Source organism: Acinetobacter sp. A3 (genome assembly GCF_012371415.1).
Classification (GTDB): Bacteria; Pseudomonadota; Gammaproteobacteria; order Pseudomonadales; family Moraxellaceae; genus Acinetobacter.
Window position 1 is genome coordinate 1 of the sequence record NZ_JAAZQW010000057.1, and the last position, 10,780, is coordinate 10,780.

At 35.2% G+C, this 10,780-nt stretch carries 13 protein-coding genes; 8 read left to right on the forward strand and 5 right to left on the reverse strand.

The features are described from left to right. The first annotated feature begins 255 nt into the window (after positions 1–255). The 5 genes from HHA42_RS12435 to HHA42_RS12455 all read left to right on the forward strand — a co-directional run bounded on the left by HHA42_RS12435 (position 256) and on the right by HHA42_RS12455 (position 2,372). The gene (locus tag HHA42_RS12435) at positions 256–777 is read left to right on the forward strand and encodes a hypothetical protein (protein ID WP_136144039.1); all 522 of its coding nucleotides are present in this window, start codon (positions 256–258) and stop codon (positions 775–777) included. Positions 778–784: 7 nt separating this feature from the next. Continuing rightward, complete coding sequence (locus HHA42_RS12440) at positions 785–1,279, forward strand: hypothetical protein (protein ID WP_168526712.1); 495 nt, start codon at positions 785–787, stop codon at positions 1,277–1,279. 41 nt (positions 1,280–1,320) lie between these two features. Then, positions 1,321–1,476, forward strand: a complete 156-nt coding sequence (locus HHA42_RS12445) for a hypothetical protein (RefSeq protein WP_168526714.1) — start codon at positions 1,321–1,323, stop codon at positions 1,474–1,476. 307 nt (positions 1,477–1,783) lie between these two features. Then, on the forward strand, positions 1,784–2,095 hold the full coding sequence (locus HHA42_RS12450; protein ID WP_096902542.1) for a BrnT family toxin: 312 nt from the start codon (positions 1,784–1,786) through the stop codon (positions 2,093–2,095). Further along, positions 2,058–2,372 carry a BrnA antitoxin family protein gene (locus HHA42_RS12455; RefSeq protein WP_096902543.1) on the forward strand — a complete coding sequence of 105 codons (315 nt, stop codon included), beginning with the start codon at positions 2,058–2,060 and terminating at the stop codon, positions 2,370–2,372. The genes HHA42_RS12450 and HHA42_RS12455 overlap by 38 nt, the downstream gene beginning before the upstream one ends. A gap of 23 nt (positions 2,373–2,395) precedes the next feature. Here HHA42_RS12455 and HHA42_RS12460 read toward each other — a convergent pair whose 3' ends face one another. Together HHA42_RS12460 and HHA42_RS12465 are read right to left on the reverse strand one after the other, a co-directional pair. After that, the gene (locus HHA42_RS12460) at positions 2,396–2,647 is read right to left on the reverse strand and encodes a hypothetical protein (protein WP_004969151.1); all 252 of its coding nucleotides are present in this window, start codon (positions 2,645–2,647) and stop codon (positions 2,396–2,398) included. 125 nt (positions 2,648–2,772) lie between these two features. Beyond that, positions 2,773–3,705 (reverse strand): hypothetical protein, encoded by a 933-nt coding sequence (locus tag HHA42_RS12465; protein ID WP_168526716.1) that lies wholly within the window; start codon positions 3,703–3,705, stop codon positions 2,773–2,775. 2,338 nt (positions 3,706–6,043) lie between these two features. On the opposite strand from HHA42_RS12465, the gene repM reads away from it, so the two are divergent. Then, the gene (repM, locus tag HHA42_RS12470; protein WP_168526718.1) at positions 6,044–6,973 is read left to right on the forward strand and encodes a replication initiation protein RepM; all 930 of its coding nucleotides are present in this window, start codon (positions 6,044–6,046) and stop codon (positions 6,971–6,973) included. Positions 6,974–7,051: 78 nt separating this feature from the next. Further along, positions 7,052–7,567, forward strand: coding sequence for a plasmid replication DNA-binding protein (locus tag HHA42_RS12475; protein WP_168526720.1), 516 nt, complete (start codon positions 7,052–7,054; stop codon positions 7,565–7,567). 185 nt (positions 7,568–7,752) lie between these two features. Here HHA42_RS12475 and HHA42_RS12480 read toward each other — a convergent pair whose 3' ends face one another. After that, positions 7,753–8,766, reverse strand: coding sequence for an SEL1-like repeat protein (locus tag HHA42_RS12480; RefSeq protein WP_168526722.1), 1,014 nt, complete (start codon positions 8,764–8,766; stop codon positions 7,753–7,755). Positions 8,767–9,069: 303 nt separating this feature from the next. Then, positions 9,070–9,681, reverse strand: a complete 612-nt coding sequence (locus tag HHA42_RS12485; protein ID WP_034705871.1) for a recombinase family protein — start codon at positions 9,679–9,681, stop codon at positions 9,070–9,072. Between the two features lie 144 nt (positions 9,682–9,825). On the opposite strand from HHA42_RS12485, the gene HHA42_RS12490 reads away from it, so the two are divergent. Continuing rightward, positions 9,826–10,143 (forward strand): HNH endonuclease, encoded by a 318-nt coding sequence (locus HHA42_RS12490; RefSeq protein WP_168526724.1) that lies wholly within the window; start codon positions 9,826–9,828, stop codon positions 10,141–10,143. Between the two features lie 12 nt (positions 10,144–10,155). On the opposite strand, the gene HHA42_RS13485 is transcribed toward HHA42_RS12490, so the two are convergent. Next, positions 10,156–10,470, reverse strand: coding sequence for a hypothetical protein (locus tag HHA42_RS13485; protein WP_216076815.1), 315 nt, complete (start codon positions 10,468–10,470; stop codon positions 10,156–10,158). Positions 10,471–10,780 lie beyond the last annotated feature (310 nt).

Here is a 10,780-nt window from a genome sequence, read left to right on the forward strand (position 1 = left end):
GCAAAAGTGCATATTCTAAAAGCGGACATTTTTACTTTGGAGAAACCGGACATTTCTATTTTGGAGTTACAAACGCATTACGTATAAGGTGTATTATGTTAATTTTAGAAAAACTAATTGAGATATTTAATTATCTGATTAGAACAATTTTTGCCTGACAGCAAGAATAATTTTTAGTATCCACTATATCTTTGCTTGCAAAGATATTGCCCAAGATAAAGAATATAGTCCGACTTAAAGAAATATTTATTAAATATGGAAATAATCTTATCTATAATTTTTTTAATAGTTTTATATACTTACTTGAAACTTTATAACTCCCATCCCTATTTTTTTTTAGATAAAAATGGTGTCATCAAAAGAGAACGTCAGAATCTATTTTTTCAAGATTTTCTCGACATAAAGAAAAGTGATTTTGATGAATTAAAAAGAATTCATCTATCTTACTTTCCTGATGGAAGCTGTGAAATTCATCAACCAGTTACATATTATGGAAATACACCTAAATATAAGGGAAATACAATATATATTTATACATCTATAAAATGTGATTACTACCCAAGTGGTGCTCCAACAAACCTAACATTTCCTATCAGTTTTATAATTCAAAAAATTGAGGAAGAGCCAGATATATACGTTATGTTTCTTACCGAGACATCTAGCATAGGTAATATCACATTAAAAGGTGAATTCTTCAAAGGTACCTATGAGGATCTAAAATTTCATTTTCATAGATGGGAAAGAAAACAATTGAATTTTTTGCAAAAAAATAAATGAGATGTCTATGAAAAAATTAAGTATGACGTTGTTAACTATAACAACTGTATTCCTTAACCAACACATATACTCAGAGACTTATGAGATTGACGTGGATATGTACTATGAAGGGGTAATAAATAAAAATTACGAAGTATCAGACCACAAAAAGTTTGAGGAGGTTTTATGGAGAATGAACCAAAAAGGCATTCAACGTTATCCCTTCAAAAAAGGTGCCGTATCTTTTCATACCGCCTGGATCAATACAGAAGGCGCACATTTCAAGCTATCGATAGACGGTGTAAATAGTATTTCACAGCTGTATGCAACTCTCCCCAAAAATCAAAAATCTGATGAATTTTTCTCGCAATTTTTATGTGGTATTGGTAGAGATGTCCCAGAGTTAATTTTTTCCAATTTTTTCAAGAAAACTTTAAGCGGAAATATGAAAATTGATTTCTTAGATGAAAATAAAAAGGTATATAAAACAATTTCAGAAAACGTAAAAAACTGTAACCATTAAAAATCATTTAATATTTTATATACAATTAGGCATTAAATAATATGGGTAGTGCAATTTTTAATATAGGTTGTAAATTTTTAATAATAGTTTTATGGATTTGGGGAATTGTTGTCGCTAAAGGCTTTTGGTGGACTGTATTAGCAATAGTATTTGCTCCATATGCTTTATATCTTGCGATAGTTGATATTTTTTTCTAAGTAAGAAAAACCATTGTTTGTTCCTTGCATAGGTACTGAGTTTATAGATGCTTTAGGTTAGACAAAGCTCTAAATCTAAAGCCATTTAACATAATGGTGGTTATACGCAATACACTTGTATATTAATATAAATATCAGACACTTAATAAAACCAGAAAAATCTAAAAATGAGCAAAAAGCCGATTTTGAAACAAGTCGGCTTTTTTATGTTCGATTCTGTAAGCTTTTGCCAATAAAAAATGGAAGAACTTTGCAAAAGTTACAATTTTGTATTAACATTTTTATATTAACAAAAAGCGATGCAACTATGGAAATTGAGTTTTCATGGGATGAGCATAAAGCAGAAATAAACCTTAAAAAGCATGGTATAGCTTTTGAAGATGCGACATTGGTTTTTTACGATGCTCATGCCTTATATAAACAGGATCGCTTTGAAAATGGTGAATATCGTTGGCAAGCGATAGGTATGGTACATGGGCAAGCTGTTTTATTGGTGGCCCACACAGTACAAGACCATAATGGGATGGATCATATCCGCATTATTTCGGCACGACAGGCAGAGAAAAAAGAGAGGAAACAGTATGAGCAAAACCGTTACGTACAAAGTAGATTTGAATAAACCTCCTGTTTTGTCTGAAGAACAAAAGGCAAGACTTGAAGCTCTGGCTAAACGCGCAGACAGTGAAATAGACTTTTCCGACATTCCTGAACTTGATGAAAGCTTTTGGAAAAATGCTGTCCAAAATCCGTTTTATAAGCCAACTAAACAAGTGACTACAGTACGCATTGATGCAGATGTCATGCAATGGCTAAAAGCACAAGGCAAAGGCTATCAGACACGTATGAATAAGATTTTACGTGATGCAATGCTGAATGATTTAAAAAATCACCCATAAAAACGGAGCTTAAGCTCCGTTTTTTACAAACTATTTTTAAGCTTATAGAATCTAAATTCGGGGTAAATTAAACCTATAATAAAAAGAATGGTAAATGCTATCCATAGAAACAAAGCCATAGCTCTAAGCTGTTCTTCATTCCATGAGCTTGATTCCATATCTAAGAAAAAGATACTCTTCCAGCCTTTAATATAATCAGCTCCACCCCATGAAATAATCCATTTGAACATTAAGCTAACTGCCAAATAAATAAGTACCCACACCCATGTAGACATAAATTACCTTATTATTTTTAATCACTTATTGGATAATTATAACTGATCTTAATAGTCTTATTTAACATAAAATCTCTTATACGAAATTCACAGTTTTTCTGATTTGTAATATCCATTTGACCCTCCTATTTCACAGCAATTTGAATTGCTTTTTTCATATGATTGATCATTTCAATTGGCTCTGCATTGGCCTCAAGCCCTGATTTAAGACGCTGAACATACTTCAATTTTAAAGGGCGATAGTAGGGTAAATATTTTTCACCATATTTAGCCTTAAAAACTTTACGTTCCTTAGCCCATAACGTCCCAACCTGTTTACGCACACCTCTAAAACCGAGATAGCCTTCTAAAATTTTCAAATGCTTCTCAAAATATGCCTGTTTTTCTTCCTCAGATTTTTCAATGCACTGATTCCAACGATTAATCAGTACCTCACCCTGTTTCTGCACCTTGCTATAAGATTCAGATCCAATCCTCCAAGTCCAATCGGAAGCATTTTTTTCACGTCCCTCTAAATCGTCTCTGATTGAGCGTTTTTGAGTTAAACGTACAAGCTCATAATTTCCGAATTGAATTGGTGAATCAAAGACATAAGAAAACTTTTCAACCCCATCAATATGCTGTTTCAGCGTGCTATTCACTTGATCAATAGGAATAAGCCCATCATAGATTTGAGGACTATCAATATTGCAGAATAAAAAGAACTTCATCTGTAAATAATGTTCAGATTGATTTAAAAAATCAAAATCAGAACGAGCGAAGGTTTCAGGTTCAGTCTTAGCTAAAAGCATTAAGTCTTTTGTGAAATTTTCATCACCCACCAGATTCGGCTTGATGATTAAATCAAAGGTAGGATGACCCTTTTTCTTTTGTTTAAAACGTTCTTTTGGAGATAGCGTAAGCTGATAACGCTCAGTCCATTTTTCTACAAATTTTATAAATTCTTCATTGTCATGAAACTGCATATCAAGCTCAGCAAAAAGAACACAATTCGATCTTGTTATTTCATCTTGTAGCTTTTGCATCGCCAATGTAGAAAAATTTGAAAAATAAATCATAACCACATCCCTAAGCGGTGTTTTCTAAAAACATAGCGTCTATTTTAGAATTTAACAATAGAGATTTAATATGATTAAATCTTAAATTATGGAATTTAATATCTTAAATTTTTTTAAAATTTTCTTATTTTTTACATGATGGAATTTGACAATTAAGTAGTTCCCTGCATTTCCCTGAATTTGACGACATGCCTGTAACCTGATAGTTTTGATTTTAGATATTGCTGTTTTTATTAGGTCTGCCAAACCTTTGTTTTTAGATATTTTTTATCTAATTCTCAAGGATTTAGCCAACCTTTCGAGAATTAGCATCAGTCGGTTCATCATTACTGCCATTTTGATGAATTACATCGGTGTAGCTGCGTGCGTGGGAAACCTAGCTGGCGCGGCTGCAACGAGGGCTGAGGGGTGTGACTCCCCTTTTCTACTCATTCCATTCGATTTTTTAGGTCGGGGGAGCTGTAGTTGGGCGACAAGGACACGGGAGTCTAGGCGACTAGATCAACCCTGCCAATTTTGAGAGGTTGAGAGTTTTCAAGGATTGATCAACTCGTTAATAAACCCTACGAGCTGTTAGCGATAACAGACGTATGACCGACAGGTGGGCTTTTGAGGGCATCGTGAGGTGTCAGGGTTGCAAGTCGAAAGATGGCGCAATCGGTACTCAGACTGTAGTTTGGTGAATTTGTCGTGATGACATTCCAAACTGCAAAGCTGAGATCAATGGATAGCTTAAGCCTGTAATTGCGTGTCAGCCGTTGTAAACGGTCAAACTCGCATTCGGTAGTGAAAGTGCTTTACCTGCTTTGACGATTTGTAAACTGTATTAATGCCCTTAAAATCTTGGAACTACGGAGGGCGGAACATGGAACACAGAGCAAATTCAGCAGATAAGCGATCTACACGTTAAGACAAAGTTGGATAACTTGGGACGCACTCAAGACCGTTTTGAGCATGGCATCTTTAAAATGAAGTGCAGGCAACATGCAAGGTTGTGATTCGTGAGAATCTTTATGAGTGTTGGAGATCAGATTAGTAGGTTCAGGGATTTTTTCCTGATAGTCGGGTTCGAGCGAATAAAAACGTAAGCACTTTAGATGAACGAAAGTCTGAGCCGATGGTGATTGATGTGACATATCTAAAACAGTGTTTTGCTTGGGATTGGCTTCCCTAACAGATTGGCTTCTGTAATGTAAAACACTGAAAAACAGCAAATTTAATTTTTCAAAGTTTGGCTACTAAGAAAAATTAGGCGTTGGCACGGCAATGGTGATGCACGTTAAAACATCAAAGATTAATAGCCAAAGCTATTCGGAGTTATCTTCCGTTATCAATGATTCGGGCTAACTCACTCGTTAACAAGAGCCAAAGTCCTGAACACGACTCTAAACTGTTCTCCTATTTCGCTCTCATTTGCGTTTTAAGCACGTTTTTTTGTTCAATATAGGGTTTTATTGGCAACCAGTGAAAAATCGCAAATACCCCCTATTTTTTGCTTCTAATCGCTATTCTAGAGCGAGTGTCTACGAGCGATACAATGAAAAGTTGCGCCTAGATTCTCTGAAAAACATTTTTTCATCATAAAAAGTCCAAAAGTTAGTTAATCAATTGCAATTTTTTGTCTCTAGACCGAGCGTAGCGAGCATAAAAAACGTATGAGCGAAGCGAATTCCGAGTTGCTTTTGCTTCTTATTAAATTCCAGATGGTATTGACCAAAAAATTGCCCCAACGAACTGAGCGAAAGCGAAGTTCAATAGAGTTTGAGCGTAGCGAAAACCAAGGGCAATTTTTCATTGTTTTATGTTTTTAATTATTTTTAATGTTTTTAAATACTTTTAGCCCTCCTGAAAGCCTTTCTACATAAGGGTTTCAAGCCCTATACCTTGACGTTTATCTTGTTATACCTTGACGTTTATCTTGTTATACCTTGACGTTTATCTTGTTATACCTTGACGTTTATCTTGTATACATGGACGTCTATCTTGCATATATGGACTCAATTGTATAATGTCCATATTTAGATCAAAAAACGCACTTCATTTTTAATGTAAATTATTGATAATTATGAAATTTAACTATTTTTTCTGTTTTTTAAATATGAGTTAAATATTTTTTAGCCAAAAAGAAATTTATTATCTAATAATAATTCCATATATTATTGTTTTTATTATAAAAAAATAGTTAAAAATATTATCTAACACATTATCTAATAATAATTTCTAAAATATTTATTACCAGCATACATGGACGTCTATCTTGTTGCTTCTAAATCATTGACATTGATTAACAACGTCAATATATTGACTTAATGGGATGATGTCACAGTAATAAATCTGTATGAAAAATAATATTGTTGTTAAAGATAATGCATTGATTAATGCTAGTTATAATTTAGATCTCGCAGAGCAACGATTAATTCTTTTAGCAATTGTTGAAGCAAGACAAAGTGGTAAAGGTATTAATGCAAACGACCCTCTAGTAGTACATGCTGATAATTATGCAAATCAATTCAATGTCCATAAAAATACAGCCTATGCAACATTAAAAAGTGCATGTCACGCTCTGTTCTTAAGGCAGTTTAGTTACCAACAAGGAAGTGCAGATAATATCGAATATGCGAAATCACGTTGGGTTAGTGAAATTCGCTATATCGAGAACGAAGGCATCGTTAAACTTATTTTCGCACCAGCTATTGTTCCTCTAATTACACGATTAGAAAAACACTTTACCAAGTATGAATTAGAGCAAATTAGTAAGTTAAGCAGTGCGTATGCAATTCGTTTGTATGAACTCTTAGTATCTTGGCGTAGTACTGGAGAAACTCCAGTCTATGAGTTAAGTGATTTTCGAAAAATTTTGGGTGTAAAAGAAACAGATTATCCAATTATTTCAGATTTGAAGAAGCGAGTTTTAGATATATCTATCAAGCAATTAAATGAACATACAGATATCACTGTTCAATACGAGCAACATAAAAAAGGCAGATCCATTTCCGGATTTTCATTCACATTCAAACAAAAGAAAGTAATGAAGGCACCATCTAGCTCCAATGAAGTAAGTGCTAAAAATGCTTTTTCTAAAATTACAGAAAAACAGCGTTTTTTATTTGCTAGCAAACTCGCTGAACTTCCTGAAATGGCGCAATATTCCCAAGGCACTGAAAGTTATGATCAGTTCGCTATACGAATAGCGGATATGCTAAAAGATTATCAAAAATTTGAAAAAATTCTTCCAAACCTTAAGAAGGTTGGATTTCAAATGAAATAATTTTCAAACTTGATCATTTGTCTATTAGGCAGTCTAATAGACAACAACTTTTGACAAGTTTAGGCATAGGTTTACATTATGAAAACCCTTACAGTTCTTGAACTTTCCAAGCTGTACAATATTAATAGACAAACAATTTACAACAATATAAAGAAAGGAATTTTAAGTAAAAATTCCGAGAATAAGATCGATCTAGCAGAAGCTATCCGTGTTTTTGGAGAACCAGTCAAAAAACAGGATGTAAAAGAATCTGTAAAAATAGACAGTCAAAATTCGGCAGAAGTTTTACTGCTTAGACAGCAGATAGACATGCTGAAAAATCAGCTTGATGATGCCAAAGATCGTGAATCTTTCTATCAAAATCAGATCGAAACCATGCAACGCCTACTAGAAGCTCCTAAACCACCAAAAATGGAAGATCCAACACCAGTTGCACCATCTCAAGAGAGTGTTGAAGTCCCAGTACCTGAGCAAGCAACTGAGGTCAAGACAGAGATCCAAACGCAGAACAAGCGTATCCCAATACCTGAGCATGTAGAACCTGAGCCAAAAAAGAGGGGCTTTATCAGTCGCTTTTTCATGCCTTACGGTTAAGTCGAGCTACACAAAACCGTGGAACAATGATCAAAGAATAGGCGTGGAACGTGAAAAATCATAAAAAAAGCCCGAACAGGGATGTTCGGGCTATCAACTAGGAACTATAGCTTTGAATTATAAGGATAATTATAACGCATTTCGTATAAGCTGTATTATGTTAATTGTAGATAAAATTTCTCCTATTAAAGTCCAGCAAGTACTAATTTAGCCTGAGCATGCCCATTATTAGCAGCTTTTCTCAGCCAATTTAATGCCTGTACTCTATTCTTTGGTAATCCATTACTACCATGTAAGTAGTGTTGACCAATATTAAATTGTGCCTTTGCATTACCATTACTAGCAGCTTTTAAATACCATTCATTTGCTAGTGCGATATTTTTTATTGTCCCTTGACCGTTATAATACATCAACCCAATCCAATATTGTGCATCAGCATGTCCCTGAGCCGCTGCCTTACTCCACCACTCAAAGGCTTTCGAATAACTCTGGGCAATGCCTTCACCGTTGTAATACACCACCCCAAGGTTATATTGCGCATTAACATCTCCCTGAGCCGCTGCCTTACTCAACCACTCAAAGGCCTTCGAATGACTCTGGGTAACACCTCGACCGTTGTAATACACCACCCCAAGGTTATATTGCGCATTAACATCTCCCTGAGCCGCTGCCTTACTCCACCACTCAAAGGCCTTCGAATAACTCTGAGTAACACCTCGACCCTTGTTATACATCAGCCCAATCGAATTTTGCGCAGATGTATGTCCCTGAGCCGCCGCCTTGCTATACCACTCAAAGGCCTTCGAATAACTCTGAGTAACACCTCGACCCTTGTTATACATCAACCCAAGGTTATTTTGCGCATCAGCATCTCCCTGAGCAGCTGCCTTGCTATACCACTCAAAGGCCTTCGAATAACTCTGGGCAATGCCTTCACCTTTGTAATACATCACCCCAATGGAATTTTGCGCATTAGCATCTCCCTGAGCAGCTGCCTTACTCCACCACTCAAAGGCCTTCGAATAACTCTGGGCAATACCTTCACCTTTGTAATACATCAACCCAAGATTCTTTTGTGCGACCGCCTTCCCTTGAGTAGCTGATTCCAATGTTTTATTAAAATCAGAAGCATGAACAAATGAGGTACTAAGTGAAAAATATAATATAAAGGATAAAAAGATATTTCTTTTAAAGCTCATAATTTAAATTATTCATTGAATAAAGATCTATTATCTTAATCAAGGTCTATCTTTATTCATAAATAAATTAGGTATTAAAACCTAGGTATTCTCTCCATTTAACATAATGGTGGTTATGCGAAATTGAAATGTAACTCCAAAAGGCTTTGTTGCATAAATATGTAAGCATCTGATTTAAATAAATTTAATTTTGGATCAAAAAATAATCAAAACTTTTAAAATCAATTAGTTATGAAATCTTTGTGCAACAAAGCCACTCCAAAATAGAAATGTCCGGTTTCTCCAAAGTAAAGATGTCCGCTTTTAGATAACTTTAGCAACTCGATAGACAGTTGCAACTCCACAATTCACTGCTTTGGCAATTTCTTCCTTAGTCATATTGCCAGCTGCTAGCAATTCTTTTATTCGTTTGTGCTTAGCCTCATTGGCTTTCTTACCTGTTGGCTTGTAACCCGAACGTGCCAAGCCCTGCTTAATACGTTCTATACGTTTCTCATTGTCTAGGCGAGCCATTGTTGCCAGGAGATCAATCAACATATTATTGATGAGTTCCAGGATTGAATGAGTAATGCTGTCACTGGTTTGAATCATTTGGTAGGTAGTAGGAAGATCAGCTACGACTAAACGAAGTCCCTTCTCCTGGATCCTGCGCTTCAGCTCTTGAAAATCTCGTTGGGTTAGGCGTGATAAGCGGTCAATACTTTCAACTAACAAGGTGTCACCTTGATTTGCTTCTGACAGCAGCTTATTCAATTCAGGTCGGTCTAACTTCGTACCACTATAGTTTTCCACGTACACAATGGTTTCACCCAAATTCAAGTTTTGGTTTAGATCCTGAAGAATCTGCAAAGCCCTTTTTGCATCTTGATCTTTAGTTGAAGCTCGTAGATAAATACGTGTATTCATTTCTATCATTTAATCTTAATTCTATTAGATTAATGATAACAACATCATTTAATTATTGCATTAAGTCTAATGATAGATATTGTATGCGATTTGGCTCGCTATCATTCAGCTATAGTGCAATGATACATTTAATGAGAATGGAGAATTTTGATCATGCCTAACGCATGGGGAATACCTAAAGACATTGAAGATTTGGTTTTAGAACGTGATCAGCGTTGCGTTTATTGTGGCTGTGAGTTTGGTTCTGAACGAGCTAAAAAGAAGTCCTGGGAGCATATCGTAAACGACATCAGGATTACAACTTTAGATAATATTGCCTTATGTTGTGTAGGTTGTAATGCTTCAAAAGGAAACAAAGATTTAGTAACTTGGCTTAATTCTAATAATGCTAAAAAGAGAGGCATTACCTCTGAAACTATTGCTGATGTTGTTAAATCAGCATTAAACCTTAAAAACTCACCTATAGTCTAACGATAAGGTAGGTTAATCGTCCTGCATCTTTATAAAGCTTATATCACCCTTAATAAATCTATATCCCCAATAAATAACTATTGGTAGTATAAAAATAATGGATTCTTCTATGCTTCCCTCAAAAACCGCATATAAAGGGAATAATGCATACACCACACTTACCACAATAGCGATTCTGTCTTTTTTTACCATATTCTGTATTCCCATCTTCTTTACCCTCTGCTGAAACACATCTTGAACTAAACTACGCTTTAATACAACTTCACTTAGATGCGGTAGTAGGTGACAAGCAGTGCTTCTGAACAGCAGCCTTTTGAACAGCTTCATATTCCCCTTTTAATCTAGAAAACTCAGCCTCTTGCATTTTGTTACCACCTACAAAAAACAATGCAGGCCAGAACAATACAATTCCAGCACCTGTCACCCATTTGTCCCTGGTTGCTCGTGAATCTACAGCACCACCTATTTCGGCAACTCTAGCTTGAATATTTGAAGATTCTTGAGCTAGCTGATCACAACTATACTGTTGGTACTGTAATGGCGATACATATGATAAACGCTGTTATTCCTAAGTAGAAATGTCCTACCTAATAACCAAATAGAAATGTCCTATATGGACAATTCCAAGTCAAGCACA